General features: G+C 36.4%; 17 protein-coding genes. 13 read left to right on the forward strand and 4 right to left on the reverse strand.

Annotation, left to right across the window (positions count from 1 at the left end; translation table 11 throughout):
- Positions 1-1767 carry a solute:sodium symporter family transporter gene (locus tag ACFFHK_RS04090; protein ID WP_382369768.1) on the reverse strand — a complete coding sequence of 589 codons (1767 nt, stop codon included), beginning with the start codon at positions 1765-1767 and terminating at the stop codon, positions 1-3.
- Between the two features lie 392 nt (positions 1768-2159).
- Between ACFFHK_RS04090 and ACFFHK_RS04095 the strand changes: the two genes are divergently transcribed.
- The 3 genes from ACFFHK_RS04095 (at position 2160) to ACFFHK_RS04105 (ending at position 7073) form a co-directional block, all read left to right on the forward strand.
- Positions 2160-3845, forward strand: coding sequence for a solute:sodium symporter family transporter (locus ACFFHK_RS04095; protein WP_382369771.1), 1686 nt, complete (start codon positions 2160-2162; stop codon positions 3843-3845).
- Positions 3846-3847: 2 nt separating this feature from the next.
- Entirely contained in the window at positions 3848-5296 is a 1449-nt protein-coding gene (locus tag ACFFHK_RS04100; protein WP_382369774.1) for a sulfatase family protein, read from the forward strand.
- 151 nt (positions 5297-5447) lie between these two features.
- On the forward strand, positions 5448-7073 hold the full coding sequence (locus tag ACFFHK_RS04105; protein ID WP_382369777.1) for a phosphoethanolamine transferase: 1626 nt from the start codon (positions 5448-5450) through the stop codon (positions 7071-7073).
- Between the two features lie 54 nt (positions 7074-7127).
- On the opposite strand, the gene ACFFHK_RS04110 is transcribed toward ACFFHK_RS04105, so the two are convergent.
- A complete protein-coding gene (locus ACFFHK_RS04110) occupies positions 7128-8966 on the reverse strand; it encodes an ABC transporter ATP-binding protein (protein WP_382369780.1) in 1839 nt (612 codons plus the stop codon).
- 9 nt (positions 8967-8975) lie between these two features.
- Positions 8976-9773 carry a nucleoside triphosphate pyrophosphohydrolase gene (gene mazG / locus ACFFHK_RS04115; protein ID WP_382369783.1) on the reverse strand — a complete coding sequence of 266 codons (798 nt, stop codon included), beginning with the start codon at positions 9771-9773 and terminating at the stop codon, positions 8976-8978.
- 133 nt (positions 9774-9906) lie between these two features.
- Between mazG and uspA the strand changes: the two genes are divergently transcribed.
- Complete coding sequence (uspA, locus tag ACFFHK_RS04120) at positions 9907-10335, forward strand: universal stress protein UspA (RefSeq protein WP_382369786.1); 429 nt, start codon at positions 9907-9909, stop codon at positions 10333-10335.
- A 53-nt stretch (positions 10336-10388) separates the two neighbouring features.
- Here uspA and ACFFHK_RS04125 read toward each other — a convergent pair whose 3' ends face one another.
- Positions 10389-10613, reverse strand: a complete 225-nt coding sequence (locus ACFFHK_RS04125) for a SlyX family protein (RefSeq protein ID WP_382369789.1) — start codon at positions 10611-10613, stop codon at positions 10389-10391.
- A 185-nt stretch (positions 10614-10798) separates the two neighbouring features.
- On the opposite strand from ACFFHK_RS04125, the gene fkpA reads away from it, so the two are divergent.
- From fkpA to tuf, 9 genes are all read left to right on the forward strand, one after another.
- Positions 10799-11527 (forward strand): FKBP-type peptidyl-prolyl cis-trans isomerase, encoded by a 729-nt coding sequence (fkpA, locus tag ACFFHK_RS04130; protein WP_382369792.1) that lies wholly within the window; start codon positions 10799-10801, stop codon positions 11525-11527.
- Positions 11528-11593: 66 nt separating this feature from the next.
- Complete coding sequence (locus ACFFHK_RS04135) at positions 11594-12283, forward strand: helix-turn-helix transcriptional regulator (protein WP_382369795.1); 690 nt, start codon at positions 11594-11596, stop codon at positions 12281-12283.
- Positions 12283-12663: a sulfurtransferase complex subunit TusD gene (tusD, locus tag ACFFHK_RS04140; protein WP_382369798.1), complete on the forward strand. Its 381-nt coding sequence runs from the start codon at positions 12283-12285 to the stop codon at positions 12661-12663. Before ACFFHK_RS04135 ends, tusD begins: the two co-directional genes overlap by 1 nt.
- A 10-nt stretch (positions 12664-12673) precedes the next feature.
- A complete protein-coding gene (gene tusC / locus ACFFHK_RS04145) occupies positions 12674-13033 on the forward strand; it encodes a sulfurtransferase complex subunit TusC (protein ID WP_382369801.1) in 360 nt (119 codons plus the stop codon).
- A gap of 11 nt (positions 13034-13044) precedes the next feature.
- Entirely contained in the window at positions 13045-13329 is a 285-nt protein-coding gene (locus ACFFHK_RS04150; RefSeq protein ID WP_382369804.1) for a DsrH/TusB family sulfur relay protein, read from the forward strand.
- A gap of 128 nt (positions 13330-13457) precedes the next feature.
- Positions 13458-13832: a 30S ribosomal protein S12 gene (rpsL, locus tag ACFFHK_RS04155; RefSeq protein WP_013745731.1), complete on the forward strand. Its 375-nt coding sequence runs from the start codon at positions 13458-13460 to the stop codon at positions 13830-13832.
- A gap of 113 nt (positions 13833-13945) precedes the next feature.
- Positions 13946-14416 (forward strand): 30S ribosomal protein S7, encoded by a 471-nt coding sequence (gene rpsG, locus ACFFHK_RS04160; protein WP_382369809.1) that lies wholly within the window; start codon positions 13946-13948, stop codon positions 14414-14416.
- Between the two features lie 74 nt (positions 14417-14490).
- Complete coding sequence (fusA, locus tag ACFFHK_RS04165) at positions 14491-16596, forward strand: elongation factor G (RefSeq protein ID WP_382369813.1); 2106 nt, start codon at positions 14491-14493, stop codon at positions 16594-16596.
- A 63-nt stretch (positions 16597-16659) separates the two neighbouring features.
- Positions 16660-17844, forward strand: a complete 1185-nt coding sequence (gene tuf, locus ACFFHK_RS04170; RefSeq protein ID WP_382369816.1) for an elongation factor Tu — start codon at positions 16660-16662, stop codon at positions 17842-17844.
- Positions 17845-17989: the final 145 nt, after the last annotated feature.

Below are 17989 nucleotides of genomic sequence, written 5' to 3' on the forward strand. Positions count from 1 at the left end.
TTATTCCTTATTATTCGTGGTGCTATTATATCGAGTATGGATATAACGATTATAAATAGGCTGTACTTTAATATGCAGCCAGATACAAACTAATACGCATAGAGCTAAGGCACTGATAAAGTAAGTCCAAAAATCAGGAGAAACAACACCTTGATCATAAGCTAATCCAACTTTCGAAAATAAAATATAAATTAGCGATGCAATAGAAATGAGAATTCCACTCGTTAATAATGAATAATTCCATGCTTGCATATCTATTTTTGATCTATTTACAGTGAGCTTAATTTGATTTTTATTCGGTTTGATGATTCCCCATAAAATTAAAATAATGATTTCTGCAACAAATAATAATCCATACACGTGCATCCAATGGATATGAATATATTTCTTTAAGCCAAAGACAAGTAAATAATAGATGATGACATGAAAGATAATAATAAATTTTGCAGCTAACTCTGGAATGCGAATGCGTTTTCCAAATAATCCTAATAATACTAGGCTAACAATTGGAATAGCGATAAACCCAGTAAATTGTTGCAAAAAGATAAATAATCCTTGTGGAGCATAAAATAAATTAGGGGCAATAATAATAGTTAATATTGAACAAATAATTCCAAAAATTTTTGAAATATAAATGACCCTTTGATCACTTGCGTTTGAGTTAATTACGGCTTTATAAATATCTACTGCAAATAATGTAGAGGCAGAATTAATCAGTGAGTTATAAGTTGAAAAGACAGCACCAAGTAATGCTGCAATAAAAAGCCCTAATAAAGGTGCAGGTAGAACATTAGAAACTAAAGTAGGATAAGCTAAATCTTTGCTTTCAAAATTTTCTCCATATAAGTGGAATGCAAGTAACCCAGGAAAAAGTGCAATAAAAGGCACTATCATTTTAAAGAAACCTGCAAGCAATAGACCTTTTTGTCCAGAGCGTAAACTTTCTGCACCTAATGCACGTTGAATAATGAATTGATTTGTTCCCCAGTAGAAAGTGGCGAGTACCATTAAACCAGTAAAGACAGCAGCAATTGGAATAGCATCTAATTGCGATCCTGTACCAATAGCATCAAGTTTTTCAGTATGTGTTACCGCAATATAATGTAATGTTTCCAGTAAATTACCTTGTATTTTGTCGCCTAATGCAAGTAAACCAAAAATAGGAACAAGGCAACCAATAACTAAAAGTCCAATCCCGTTTAACGTATCTGAAATTGCAACAGCTTTTAATCCTCCAGCAACGGCATAGATTGCACCGATCACGCCGATAACAATCGTACAAAGCCAAAGTGCTTCCATTTTAGATAAGCCTAAATAGGATTCGATATTTAGTATCTTCATCAACGCTAGTGCACCGCCATATAAAACCGTTGGAGACCAGACAAATAAATAACCAAACATAAAAAGATAAACGATAAGTTTTCGTGTACCTTCTCCATAATGTGAGCTTAAAAATTCGGGCATAGTAGAAAAAGCACCACCGAGATACATAGGGAGGAATAAAATTGCCAATAGTATAATCCCTCGAATGGCCCAAATTTCCCACGCTAGTGCTGTCATATTTCCAGCATAGGCGACACCACTTTGCCCTACTAATTGTTCAGTTGATATATTTGTTAATAGTAATGATCCTGCTATAAATAATGCTCCTAATTTATTACCTGCAAGAAAATAACCATTAGAGGTTGATATTGTTCCTTTTGTTTTATACCACGAATACCAAGCCACAAAGGCCATAAAGGCAATGCAGCTAAAGAATGTAAACATAGTTTCTTCCTCCTTTATTTATGGATTGAAATGTGAATATAAGAAATAGCAAAGGGTATGATATTAATCATAATAAATTTAAACTTGTTGTTACCTTCTGCAATTAAAAGTAATTAGGATTATAAGGAGGAATAAAGAGGAATAAGTATGATCATTGTTATAAAACAACTGTGATTCGAATCACAGATTTAGATATTTTATTAAACGTCTATATCAAAAAATATGACTTTATCAATTATTAGTTTTTGAGTTATTTACTTATATTTTAAATTTGTGATCTTTCTCACATACCTCCTATGATTATTATCATAATAGAAAAGCATTAGAAGCCATTATGCTACAAAGAGATATTTAATTTATAAATATCAAGTAAAAAGAGTACAGGAGGCAATATGCTATTAACAATTCTTAGTTTTTTACTGGTTACGGGTGGTGTCGCGTGGATTTCGTGGCTAAAAACAAAAAATGATGATTTATCCACTTCAAAAGGGTATTTTCTTGCAGGTAGAGGTTTAAGTGGGTTTGTAATTGGTTGTTCAATGATTTTAACTTCCTTATCAACAGAACAAATTATTGGTGTAAATGCAAACTCTTATGCAGGAAATTTTTCTATTATTGCGTGGACAGTACCAACTGTTATTCCATTGTGTTTCTTAGCACTATATTTATTACCAAAGTATATTAGAAACGGATACACTACTATTCCAGAATTTTTTGAAAATCGATTTGACCGACAAACACGTTTAATTATGTCAGGTCTTTTTTTAGTTTTTTATCTTTTTATTGTTATTCCAACAGCCCTCTATACTGGTGCTATTGCTTTTAATAAGATTTTTAATTTAGAAGCCACATTTGGGATTAGTTATGGAGAATCTATTGTTTATACCATAATGGCAATTGGTGTTGTTGGTGCTGCATATGCGATCTTTGGTGGATTAAAAGCAGTTGCCGTGTCGGATACAATTAATGCAATTATTTTAGTTATTGGAGCGATTCTTGTGCCAATTTTTGGCTTGATTTATTTAGGGAATGGAAGTTTTTCAGAAGGGTTACATATTATTGGTACAACACACGTAGAAAAGTTTAATGCGATTGGTAGTGCGACTGATGCTGTACCGTGGCCAACAATATTTACTGGTATTATGTTGGTTCATTTCTTTTACTGGACAACGAACCAAGCGATTGTACAACGTGCTTTAGGTGCTAAAGATCTAAAAGCAGGGCAAAAAGGAATCTTAATTGCAGCACTATTTCTCTTACTTTTACCGCTAATCTTAAATGTGCCAGGATTATTAAGTTTCCACATCATTGGAGAAGGATTAAATCCTATTGATTTATCTTATCCTGAATTAGTTAATCGAGTATTACCAACTGTATTACAAGGTTTTTTTGTGGCGGCACTATTTGGTGCGATATTAAGTACCTTTAATTCCTTCTTAAATTCAGCAGCAACTATTTATTGTAAAGATTTATTACCTTCAATCACGAAAAAGACATTTAGTGATAGAGAGTTAATTACTTATGCGAAAAAAGTTTCTGCTATTATGGCGATTGTGACTATTATTATCGGACCATTACTAATGTTTGGTACTGATGGTATTTTCTTAATTACAAAACGATTTGCAGGTTTTGTGAATATTCCGATTGTTGCCCTGTTTGCAGTTGGATTATTTAATAAAACAGTTTCTGGAGTAGCTGCTCGAATTGCTTTGTTATTACATGTTGTTTTATATTTCCTCATTGTATGGGTGTTTAATGTAAAAATTAACTTTGTATACGTTATGGCTGCTTTGTTTGTTTTTGATGTGGTTGTGATGTTAACTTTAGGCATTTTCTTAAGACGAGCCACTCCGTATCAAGATAATACCGAAAATAAAAGTAATGTTGACCTAAGTAATTGGGAATATGTCAATATTACTGTTGCCTCATTAATTTTAGGTTTAATTGCGCTTTATACACTTTTATCTCCAGTTGGATTAGCTTCCGCAGAGGGCAAACCGCTATGGGTCATAGGCGGTTATTTAGTATTGCAAGCTGTTTTATTAGTTGTTGTAGGTAAAAATAAACAGAAGGCTTAAATATGAGTAATGTGATTTATATTTTATTAGACCAAGTAAGAAAAGATATGCTAGGCCCGTATGGGCATAGCATTGTGAAAACACCCAATATAGATAGATTAGCGAAAGAAGGGGTATGTTTTGACAATGCGTTTACACCTGCATCAGTGTGCGGACCAGCAAGAACATCACTGTTTACAGGATTAATGCCCTCTTCGCACGGCATTATTAGAAATGGTGAAAAAGGGGGAACGGGGGAAATTAGCCCAGAAGCACCGAATATCTCTAATTTAGCAGGTTATAACTGCTATGTTGCTGGAAAGTGGCATGTTGGTACAAAATCTGTACCTGCTGATTACGGAATACGAGGACATAATTTTGATGGTTATGGTTACCCAGGTAGCCAAGTTTATAAGGATCTTGTTTTCAATCAACCGCCTACACATTCTAATCGCTATAAAGAATGGTTAGTGGAAAATCAATTAGACATTCCAAGCGTAAGCAAAGCCTATTTTGGGGATAATCCACATTTACGTGTGCAAGAACTATGTGGGCTTTTATCTGGCTCCAAAGAGCAAACAATCCCTTATTTTATTATTGATGAATCTAAGCGATTTATTCAGGAATCATTAGATGAAGGAAAACCATTTTTTACTTGGATAAACTTTTGGGGACCACATACACCTTGTATCGTACCAGAGCCTTACTACTCAATGTATGATCCAAAAGATGTTGTGCTTGATAAGAGCTTCTTTAAGCCATTAGAAGGTAAACCTGGACATTATAGAACAATCTCTAAAATGTGGGGAATGTGGGAAGCGAGTGAAGAACATTGGCGAGAGGTAATTACAAAATTCTGGGGATATATCACGCTCATTGATGATGCAATAGGAGAATTATTTAAATTTTTAGAACAAAAGGGATTATATGAGGACACCTTTATTGTAATTACTGCTGATCATGGTGATGCGATGGGGGCGCATAGAATGATCGAAAAAGGTGAATTTATGTTTGATAGTACATATAACATTCCGTTGATTGTTAAAGATCCACTTTCAAATAGGATTAATCAACGAGATGACAATTTAGTGTATCTACATGATTTAACCTCTACTGTATTTGATGTCGTAGAGCAAACAATACCGCCTTGTTTTGAAGGACAAAGTATTTTACCTATTGTTCGTCAAGGTAAAAATAATGATCGAAAGGGCTTATTAGCACAATTAGCGGGGCATTTTGTTTATTTTGAACAACGAATGTGGCGACGTAAGGATTATAAACTGGTTTTCAATGCGAGTGATGTTTGTGAACTATATGATGTGAAAAATGATCCAGAAGAAATGGTAAATCTTTTCTATGATGATGCCTATTCAGAGATAAAGAAGACAATGTTGCTAGAGATGCATTCTGAAATGAAGAAAATTAATGATCCATTAGAGAATTGGGTATATCGTATTATTGATGAATTATAAGTTCTCATTTTCTCTATTAGGAAAGTTAAAATACCTGCTTATTACGAGCAGGTATTTTTTATGAAATTACAGTATAGTCATTAAGAACTTTTTCACCTCCATAATGTCAAACCCCCGCTTTTATTGTATAGCTTATGGAGATAATTCATTTATGCGAATAGCGTCATTCTCATTACGTTCGACAACGTTAATTAGTTTGGTTTCACTCTATTTCACATTAGTATTAAATTATGCGTTTTATGCCAAAGTCTTAAAACTTCACCCCTTTACTGGTGAAACAGAAGATTATTTTTTAGTAACTGTGCCATTTTTTGTCTTTTTTGTACTAAATGCTGTATTTCAATTATTTGCCTTACCCGTTTTGCATAAAATAATAATGCCTGCGCTACTGATGATCAGTGCAGCAGTGGGGTATAGCGAAGTTTTTCTAGATGTCTATTTCACAACAGATATGTTGGAAAATGTGTTGCAGACAAATTTTGCTGAAGCATCACGCACGGTTACATTACCTTATATTTTATGGATTCTTGGTTTTGGTGTTTTTCCCTCATTGCTTTATGTGTTGGTGAAAGTAGATTATCGTCGTTGGTATAAAGAAATTGCCTATCGTATTGCCATGATTTTGTTATCTGTTGTGGTGATAGCGGGTATTGCGAAAGGATTTTATCAAGATTATGCCTCTTTTGTGAGAAATAATAAGAGTGTCCCCGCTTTGATTGTGCCATCGAATTTTATTAGTGCTGGAATAAACGAAGTTAAGCGTATTCAACAAGCCAATATGCCCTATACTGAGTTGGGCTTAGATGCAGCACAAGAAAAGCCTGATGATTATCTTCATCTGACGGTATTAGTTGTGGGAGAAACAACCCGAGCGCAAAATTGGGGATTGAATGGTTATCAACCACAAACGACACCATTATTAGCAGCACGTGGTGATCAAATTATCAATTTTAAAAATGTTACCAGTTGTGGAACATCAACGGCGGTATCTGTACCTTGTATGTTTTCAGGTATGGGGAAAGATAATTATGATGCAGTGAAAGCAGCTCATCAAGATAATATCCTAGATGTATTACAACGTGCAGGTGTGGAGATTTTATGGATTGATAACAACAGTGATTGCAAAGGCGTGTGTTTACGTGTACCGAGTAAAAATATCGTCTCGTCAACGGATCCAAAATACTGTCAAGATGGTGAATGTTTGGATAATATTTTATTAGATCATATTGATGATGTGCTGCGAAATCTTAAAAAAGATACCGTGTTAGTTTTGCATACGATTGGTAGCCATGGACCAACCTATTATGAGCGTTATATACCTGAATATCGTCGTTTTACACCAACGTGTGATACCAATGAAATTCAAAAATGTACCAATGAACAGTTAGTGAATACCTATAACAATGGAATTCTCTATATTGATCAATTCTTAGATAATGTAATTGAGAAAGTGTCTGCACATTCTGAATTAGAGGCAGCTGTTTACTATTTGTCTGATCATGGCGAATCATTGGGTGAAAATGGAGTATATTTGCACGGGACACCATATGCGATTGCACCAGCACAACAAACACATATTCCAATGATTATGTGGTTTTCGGATCGATTTAAAGAAAATGAAAATATTGATTTTGACTGCTTACGGAAAAATGCAGCTCAACAATCTTATTCACAAGATAATTTGTATAGCACCCTGTTTGGCTTAATGGATATGAATCCAAATACATCGGTATATCAGGAAAAATTGGATATTATTGCGCAGTGTAAGCAGAAGTAGGCGGATAAAGAATGTGCGACCTAATGTCGCACATTTTGTTCATTTTATATGGAATTAATGCTCACTTAAAAAACCACCACTTTGATGTTTCCATAATTTGGCATAAAGTCCATTTTTTTCCAACAATTCAGCGTGAGTGCCTTGTTCTACAATTTGTCCTTTATCTAACACAATCAAGCGATCCATCGCCGCTATGGTAGAGAGGCGATGAGCAATAGCGATAACGGTTTTATTTTCCATCATTTTATCTAGGCTTTCTTGAATTGCCGCTTCAACTTCAGAATCTAATGCACTGGTCGCTTCATCTAATAATAGAATTGGAGCATCTTTTAGCATCACACGTGCAATTGCAATACGTTGGCGCTGACCACCAGAGAGTTTGACGCCTCGTTCACCAACGTGTGCATCATAACCACGGCGACCTTGAGCGTCGCTAAGCGCAGGAATAAAATTGGCTGCTTCGGCTCGTTCGGCGGCAGAAATCATCTCTTCTTCAGTAGCATCAGGGCGACCATAGATAATATTTTCTCGTACAGAACGATGTAGTAATGAGGTATCTTGTGTTACTAATCCAATCTGACTACGCAAACTTTCTTGGCGAACATCACAAACATTTTGTCCATCAATCGTAATGTCCCCTTGATTAGCTTCATAAAAACGGAGTAAGAGATTAACAATGGTTGATTTTCCTGCACCAGAACGTCCAATTAACCCGACTTTCTCTCCAGGCTTAATAGTTAGGTTAAATTTAGAGAGCAGAGGTTTATCGCTTTCATAAGCAAATTGTACATTAGCAAATTTAATTTCACCTTTAGTTACCGTAAGATCAGTAGCATTGCTTTTATCCACGATGGTATGTGGTTTAGAAAGTGTATGCATACCATCATTCACTGTACCAATATTTTCAAATAAACGTGCTGCTTCCCACATGATCCAACGAGAAAGATTATTAACACGTAATGCCATTGCTATCGCAGTGGCAATCGCACCGACACCTGTTTTTCCTGTACTCCATAACCATAACCCCAATAAAGCTGTGCTAAGAGTGAGTAAGATATTAGTGAAATAGGTTAGTGCTTCAAGCGAAGTTGCTAAGCGCATTTGGGCGTGGACAGTTACCATAAACTCTTGCATAGATCGCTTGGCGTAACTCGCTTCACGAAAACCATGTGAAAATAGTTTAACGGTCGTGATATTAGAATAAGCATCAGTTACACGTCCTGTCATTAATGAACGTGCATCAGCTTGTCGTTCAGCGGTATAGGCTAATTTTGGGATAAAGATTTTTAATATAATTGCAAAGACTACTAACCAGATAATAAATGGTAATACAAACCAACTATCTAAAGTCATTAATACCGCACCAGACGTAATAAAATAGACGATAACATAGGTCATCACATCAGAGATAGCGAGTACAGTATCGCGAACGGCGAGAGCAGTTTGCATCACTTTTGCAGAAACACGACCAGCAAATTCATCTTGGTAGAAACTTAAACTTTGCCCTAGCATTAAACGGTGGAAATTCCAGCGTAAACGCATTGGAAAAACACCTTGTAATGTTTGCAGATGAATATTAGAAGCAATGAAAGACCAAACAATACTAAATAGTAATAATCCAGCCATACCAAGTAATTGCAGCTGTTTTTCTTGCCATAATTGTTGAGGTGAATAGTTTGTTAACCAGTCAACGAGGGTTCCCATAAATTGGAACAATATCGCTTCCATTGCACCAATACCTATTACCATAATGGTAAGGAGTAAAATCCAGCCCCGCATACCTTCTATACAAGACCAGATAAATTTAAGTAAGCCTTGTTGTGGTACAGTTGGTAGATCATCAGGATAAGGATTAAGACGTTTTTCAAACCATGAATAAATACGAGCAAACATAGCTAAAAGTTATTCTCCTTGTTTTTCTTGTTGTTTAACTTGATTCCAGAGTAGATCCATTTCGCTGAGAGAGGCTTCCTTTAAATGGCGTCCAGAACTCACAATGGTTTGTTCCACTTGGCGGAATCGTCGTTCAAATTTAAGATTAGCTTTGCGTAAAGCCTCCTCTGGATTGATATGTAAATGACGGGCGACATTGACTACTGCAAATAACAGATCGCCAATTTCCTCTTCAATAGTAGTTGGATTTTGTGGCAATTTATCTAATTCATCACGAACTTCTTGTAGCTCCTCTTCCACTTTTTGTAAGGTAAGTGCTGTTTCAGACCAATCAAAACCGACTTTAGCACAGCGCTTTTGTAATTTTGTCGCACGTAACAAAGCAGGTAATGCAGCTGGAATATTGTCGAGAATAGAAAATTGCTGCTTATTGTGGCGTTCTTGTTGTTTAATCTTTTCCCAATTTTTTAACACCTCTTCACTAGTGTTGGCTTCAACTTCACCAAATACATGTGGGTGGCGACGAATAATTTTATCCGTAATACCATGAATAACATCATTTAATGTAAATGCATTCTCTTCTTTCGCTAATTGGCTTAAAAAAACAACCTGCATTAATAAATCACCAAGTTCTTCTTTCAGATCTTGACGATTGTCCTGATTGATAGCTTCAACCACTTCATAAGCTTCCTCTAAAATATGAGGCGGCATCGTTTGATAACTCTGTTCTAAATCCCAAGGGCAACCTTTTTCAGGATCACGTAATTGAGCAATTACTTCTGCAAATTTTTCTAATGTTGTTACCATTTTTTGCTCCATTTTAGATTTAATTTTGATTTGTTTTTAATAGCGTGATCAACCGCAAATTTTTTCCTTATGTTTAGTGCTAATATAATGACCAAGCTTATTCGATTAACTGATTATAAATGGAGGAATCATTATGTATAAGCATGTTCTTGTCGCAGTTGACCTTTCAGAAGAAAGTAATATTTTATTAGCAAAAGCGGTGCAAGTTGCTAAAAACAATAGTGCTAAATTATCCATTATTCATGTCGATGTTAATTTTTCCGACCTTTATACTGGGTTAGTCGATGTAAATATGTCTTCTATGCAAGATCGTATTTCCGATGAAACTCATGACGCATTGGTTGAACTGGCGAAACAAGCAGGTTATCCAGTTACAGAAACGCTTTGCGGTAACGGTGATCTTGGTACGGTATTATCAGATGCCGTAGATAAATATGATGTTGATATCCTTGTTGTAGGGCATCACCAAGACTTCTGGAGTAAATTGATGTCATCAACTCGTCAAGTCATGAATAATATTGATGTTGATATGTTAGTTGTACCATTAAAAGACGAAGATTAATTATAGCGCGAAAAAACCTCTGCGTCTGCGGAGGTTTTTTAACTTTTTTATTATCAATAATGTGGTGGAGGTGTTTCCTCTGCAGCAGTTGCAATATTTGATGGCTGCATATCTTTTAATTTTTGTGCAAGATAGCGTAGCTGCAACTGCATTTTTTCAAGAGTAAATTGCTGTTCAATAATAGATTGGTTAAGTTGTTCAATCGTATTTTCTTGAAAGGCAACTTTCATTTCCAATTCATCTATACGTTGTGAGAAAACGGTATCTTCGATAGTCATTGTGTATCCTTTATCGCATTGATAATAACAGACGGAATTGCTATTAAGTTTTCAGTATTGTTAAAAACGTAATAATTTGGTTTAAATAGAAATAAATATTGTATATTTTTAAAAATCATTTTACCCTATTCATTCAAGTTACAGCACTAATAATCTATTCTTTTTCTTATGGAGAACAAACAATTATGCGTTCTATTCACAAAGCAACGTTTCTTTCTGGATTAATTTTTTTAGCTGTTAGCAACCAAAGTTTAGCAGAAGATTCTCAACTAAAAGATAAAAAATTCATTGATGATTCTTCTTATGCGATTGGTGTGTTTATGGGAAAAAATATTCAACAATCATTAGAATCGCAAAAATCTTTAATTAAATATGACAGTGCTAAAATTTTAGACGGGGTAAAAGATACATTAACTGGAAAAACTACACTTTCAGATGAAGCATTACAAAAACAACTACAAGCTTTAGATGAAGAACTAACTAAAGCAACACAAGCGCAATTAGAGAAAATTGCTAAAGAAAATGAGAAAAAAGGGAAAGAGTATCGCGATAAATATGCTAAACAAGAGGGCGTGAATAAAACGGCTTCAGGTATCCTGTATCGTATTGAAAATGCTGGTGAAGGAGAATCACCAGATCCAACAGATACAGTAAAAGTGAATTATCGTGGAACATTAATTGATGGAACAGAATTTGATAGCTCATATAAACGTAATCAACCGATTGAATTCCAATTAAATCAACTTATTCCTGGTTGGGTTGAAGGTATTGGATTAATTAAAAAAGGCGGTAAAATTCAATTAGTATTACCACCAAATCTTGCATATGGTGATCAGCAAACAGGACAAATTCCGCCAAACTCAACTTTGATTTTTGATATCGAATTATTAGATGTGAAATCAAATAATAAATAGTGAGAGTTAAAGCAAAAAAGAGAACGAGCAGCAATGTTCGTTACTCTTTTTTAATTTGGAGTGGTTATGAATTTAGATGATGAGATCTTTTTACAAGAAGAACAGCCATTTAGTAAAGAAGATCATGATATTTTGCAGTCATATATTCCCGTGGTGAAAGGCATTGCGGCATTAATAGGAGAGCATTGCGAAATTGTATTACATTCTTTAGAGAACTTAACAAATTCTGCAATTTGTATTGCAAATGGACATAACACGAATCGTAAGGTAGGTTCACCTATTACTGATCTTGCATTACGTTCTTTGCATCAAATGAAAACAGATAGTGTTTCTCAACCCTATTTTACTCGCGCAAAAAGTAATGGATTGATGAAATCAATTAGCATCGCAATTCGTAACTCACAACAACGTATCATAGGATTACTTTGCATTAATATGAATTTAAATGTGCCTATGTCTGAATTTATTCAAGGTTTTTTGCCTACACATGAGCAGGAAGAAAGCTCGTCAGAGGTGAATTTTGCTTCTTCAGTTGAAGAGTTGGTTGCACAAACAGTAGAGCAAACTATTGAGGACGTTACCAATGATCGCAATGTTTCTAACAATAATAAGAATAAACAAATTGTGGTTTCATTATTTGAAAAGGGGATTTTTGATATCAAAGATGCCATTAATCAAGTGGCGGAACGTTTAGGTATTTCGCGTCATACCGTTTATCTTTATATCCGTCAAATTAAGCAGGACGAGCAAAAATAATGCGTTATGTACTGTCTGTTACTCAACCAGTTTATGGTTCAGAAGCGAGTTTTTTAGCCTATCAAGTTGCACGAGCATTGTTACAGGCAGGGCATATCATTGATCAAGTCTTCTTTTCTCAAGCAGGAGTTAGTCATGGTAATGGCTATGTTTATCCTGCCAATGATGAATTTCATTTAGTCAAACAATGGCAGCAACTATCAGCGCAGCATCATTTTCCACTTTATCTTTGTATTGCCGCAGCGCAAAGGCGAGGGGTGGTAAATGATGAAACGGCATTTGCTAAAGAACAGAATAATCTTGCATCTGGCTTTGTTTTAGCTGGTTTAGGTGAGTTTAGTCAGGCAGTTTTAACCGCTGATCGTGTGATCACTTTTTAAGGTGTGTGAAATGAAAATTGCATTTGTTTTTACGCAAAGCCCTTATGGTAATAGTAGTGTTAGGGAAGGCATTGACACATTATTAGCAATGTCTGCTTACTGTGATGAGCAAGATATTGCAGTTTTCTTTTTGCATGATGGCGTGTTAAATCTTTTAACAGGACAGCAAGCTGAAGTGATTCTACAAAAAGAAACAGCAGCAATGCTTAAATTATTGGATTTATATGAAATAAAACAATGTTTTGTGAGCCATGAAGATCTTGTTCGTTATCAATTAACTCACCAACCATTATTACTTCCTGTTACAGTATTAAAAAAGGCTGAATTTATTCATTTACTCAAACAAACAGAAAAAGTGCTCACTTTTTGATTGGATTTTATATGTTTTATACTTTTTCTCGTAGCGAATATGATTTACAGCAATTAGAAGAATTAGTTGCTCAGATAACAGAGCAAGATGCCATTCTACTTTGGCAAAATGGTGTGTTATTACCACTAAAATATCCAATGCTTTTTCAAGATACTCATTATTATGTTTTAGAAAATGACGTGATAGCACGTCATTTGCAGCATTATTTCTCTCCTGAGAATACAGCTTTTTCTTTGATTAGCCTGACCGATTTTGTCAAATTAACTGAAGAATATTTCCCACAAATTAGTCTATAACAATCGAGGCGGTAAAGCCTTGACATACCAATCGTTAAAGAATAGAATGCGTCGTCCATTCTTTTATGGAATGGGATTAATTTAACATTCAATAGTGAATTATTTTTTATTTAAACTGGAGCTTTTTAATGGCAACTATCAACCAGCTAGTACGCAAACCGCGTGTGAAGAAGGTTGTAAAAAGCAACGTTCCTGCACTAGAGGCTTGCCCGCAGAAACGTGGCGTGTGTACTCGTGTGTACACTACTACACCTAAAAAACCGAATTCAGCACTACGTAAAGTATGCCGTATTCGTTTAACTAACGGTTATGAAGTAACCTCTTATATCGGTGGTGAAGGTCATAACTTACAAGAACACTCCGTTGTATTAATTCGTGGCGGTCGTGTTAAAGACTTACCAGGTGTGCGTTACCACACCGTACGCGGTGCATTAGACTGCGCAGGCGTAAAAGATCGTAAACAAGGTCGTTCTAAATACGGCGTGAAGCGTCCTAAAGCTTAATGGTTCTCCGTTAAGTAAGGCCAAACGTTTAATTTAGAAAACATAGATAGCATACAAGACTCCAGAAATAGAGTTTTGGATAACCTGAAGATTTAATATACGGAGAAAAAGCCATGCCACGTCGTCGTGTAATTGGTCAACGCAAGATCCTTCCAGATCCAAAGTTCGGATCAGAATTACTTGCAAAATTTATTAATGTTTTAATGGTAGATGGTAAAAAATCTATCGCTGAGAAAATTGTTTATACTGCTTTAGATACATTGGCACAAAGAACTGGTAAAGATCATTTGGAAGCCTTTGAAGCAGCATTAGAAAATGTTCGTCCAACTGTAGAAGTTAAATCTCGCCGTGTTGGTGGTTCTACTTACCAAGTACCAGTAGAGGTTCGTCCAGTTCGTCGTAACGCATTAGGTATGCGTTGGATTGTTGATGCAGCTCGTAAACGCGGTGATAAATCAATGGCATTACGTCTTGCAAATGAGTTATCAGATGCGGCAGAAAACAAAGGTGCTGCAGTTAAGAAACGTGAAGACGTTCATCGTATGGCAGAAGCTAATAAAGCATTTGCACATTACCGTTGGTAATTTATTTTATGCAGCAAGTCTTATGATTAAGGCTTGCTGGTTTATCTTTTTAAGCCTAGCGAGAGGAAATAATCGTGGCACGTACTACTCCAATTGAGCGCTATCGTAATATCGGTATTAGTGCTCACATCGACGCAGGTAAAACAACTACCACAGAACGTATTCTTTTCTATACCGGTGTAAGCCATAAAATCGGTGAGGTTCATGATGGTGCAGCTACCATGGACTGGATGGAACAAGAACAAGAGCGTGGTATTACCATTACTTCTGCGGCAACAACTTGCTTCTGGCAAGGTATGTCAAAACAATTCCCACAACACCGTATCAATATTATCGATACTCCAGGACACGTGGACTTCACTATCGAAGTAGAACGTTCAATGCGTGTACTTGACGGTGCGGTAATGGTTTACTGTGCGGTAGGTGGTGTTCAACCTCAATCTGAAACTGTATGGCGTCAAGCGAACAAATATGGTGTTCCACGTATTGCATTCGTGAACAAAATGGACCGTACAGGTGCAAACTTCTTACGTGTGGTTGAACAAATTAAAACCCGTTTAGGTGGAACTGCTGTACCAATTCAATTACCAATTGGCGCAGAAGATAACTTCAAAGGTGTTATCGATCTTCTTAAAATGAAAGCAATCAACTGGAATGAAGAAGATCAAGGTATGACATTCACTTATGAAGATATTCCAGCTGAATTAAAAGATTTAGCTGATGAATGGCATCAAAACCTTATCGAATCAGCAGCAGAAGCGTCTGAAGAGTTAATGGAAAAATACCTTGGCGGTGAAGAATTAACTGAAGAAGAAGTTAAAGCAGCATTACGTCAACGTGTATTAGCAAATGAAATTATTCTTATCACTTGTGGTTCTGCATTTAAGAACAAAGGTGTTCAAGCAATGCTTGATGCGGTAATTGATTATTTACCAGCACCAACAGACGTTCCAGCAATTAAAGGTATCAACCTTGATGAAACTGAAGGTGAACGTCATGCAAGTGATGAAGAACCATTCTCAGCATTAGCATTCAAAATTGCAACTGACCCATTTGTGGGTAACTTAACCTTCTTCCGTGTTTACTCAGGTGTGGTAAATTCTGGCGATACTGTAATGAACTCAGTAAAACAAAAACGTGAGCGTTTTGGTCGTATCGTTCAGATGCACGCTAATAAACGTGAAGAAATTAAAGAAGTTCGTGCAGGGGATATTGCCGCAGCGATTGGTTTGAAAGAAGTAACTACAGGAGATACATTATGTGATCCTGATAAACCAATTATTCTTGAGCGTATGGAGTTCCCTGAGCCAGTAATCTCTGTAGCGGTTGAGCCAAAAACTAAAGCTGACCAAGAAAAAATGGGCTTAGCATTAGGTCGCCTTGCACAAGAAGATCCATCATTCCGTGTGCATACTGATGAAGAATCTGGTCAAACCATTATCTCTGGTATGGGTGAGTTACACTTAGATATTATCGTTGACCGTATGCGTCGCGAATTTAAAGTGGAAGCAAACATTGGTAAACCACAAGTTGCTTACCGTGAAACAATCCGTACTCGTGTTAATGATGTTGAAGGTAAACACGCAAAACAATCTGGTGGTCGTGGTCAATACGGTCATGTTGTGATCGATCTTTACCCATTAGATCCAGAAGGTCCAGGATACGAGTTTGTCAACGAAATCAAGGGTGGTGTGATCCCTGGTGAATATATCCCAGCAGTTGATAAAGGTATTCAAGAACAGCTTAAAGCAGGTCCGTTAGCAGGCTATCCTGTAGTGGATCTTGGTGTTCGTTTACATTTCGGTTCTTACCATGATGTAGACTCATCAGAATTGGCGTTCAAATTAGCAGCATCAATCGCATTTAAAGCGGCGTTTGCTAAAGCGAACCCAGTATTACTTGAACCAATTATGAAAGTGGAAGTTGAAACCCCAGCTGATTATGTGGGTGATGTAATTGGCGATTTAAGCCGTCGTCGTGCACTTGTTAATGGTCAAGAAAGCAATGAATTTGTTACTAAGATCAATGCAGAAGTACCATTATCAGAAATGTTTGGTTATGCAACAGATCTTCGTTCACAAACACAAGGTCGTGCTTCATACTCAATGGAACCATTGAAATATGCTGAAGCACCAGCTAGCGTAGCAACTGCAGTAATCGAAGCTCGCAAAGCGAAATAATTGTAACAACTGCAACTCACTTATATAGTGAGTTGTAGATTTTAATTAAAAAAGGAAATTATCGTGTCTAAAGAAAAATTTGAACGTACAAAACCGCACGTTAACGTGGGTACAATCGGTCACGTTGACCATGGTAAAACAACATTAACAGCAGCAATCACCACAGTATTAGCGAAACACTTTGGTGGAGCGGCACGTGCATTTGACCAAATCGACAATGCACCAGAAGAAAAAGCGCGTGGTATCACCATCAACACCTCACACGTTGAATACGATACAGCAACACGCCACTATGCACACGTAGACTGTCCGGGACACGCTGACTATGTAAAAAACATGATTACTGGTGCAGCACAAATGGACGGTGCAATCTTAGTAGTAGCCGCAACAGATGGTCCAATGCCACAAACACGTGAGCACATCTTATTAGGACGCCAAGTAGGTGTACCATACATCATCGTATTCTTAAACAAATGCGACATGGTAGATGATGAAGAGTTATTAGAATTAGTAGAAATGGAAGTGCGTGAACTTCTATCTCAATACGATTTCCCAGGAGATGACACACCAATCGTACGTGGTTCAGCATTAAAAGCATTAGAAGGCGATGCAGAATGGGAAGAAAAAATTCTAGAGTTAGCAAACCACCTAGATACTTATATTCCAGAGCCACAACGTGCAATCGACCAACCATTCTTATTACCAATTGAAGACGTATTCTCAATTTCAGGTCGTGGAACAGTAGTAACAGGACGTGTAGAGCGCGGAATCATCAAAACAGGTGAAGAAGTTGAAATTGTTGGTATCAAAGAAACGACAAAAACAACAGTAACAGGTGTAGAAATGTTCCGTAAATTACTTGACGAAGGTCGTGCAGGTGAGAACATTGGTGCATTATTACGTGGAACAAAACGTGAAGAAATCGAACGTGGTCAAGTATTAGCGAAACCAGGTTCAATCACCCCACACACAGATTTCGTATCAGAAGTATACGTACTATCAAAAGAAGAAGGTGGACGTCATACGCCATTCTTCAAAGGATACCGTCCACAGTTCTACTTCCGTACAACTGACGTAACAGGAACAATCGAGTTACCAGAAGGCGTAGAGATGGTAATGCCTGGCGATAACATCAAAATGACAGTAAGCTTAATCCACCCAATCGCGATGGACCAAGGTTTACGTTTTGCTATCCGTGAAGGTGGCCGTACAGTAGGTGCAGGCGTGGTAGCGAGCATTATCAAGTAATTGATAAGAAACAGAAAAGAAGAAAAGACCCGTCTATTTAGGCGGGTCTTGTTTTTTATCAATCAATAAAAAATTATACAATCATAATTAGATACTCATGTTATTTCATAGTATCTTATGTGTCTTTGCATGATATAAATTTAGT

The sequence above is a fragment of the Gallibacterium trehalosifermentans genome (genome assembly GCF_042433055.1).
Taxonomy (GTDB): domain Bacteria; phylum Pseudomonadota; class Gammaproteobacteria; order Enterobacterales; family Pasteurellaceae; genus Gallibacterium; species Gallibacterium trehalosifermentans.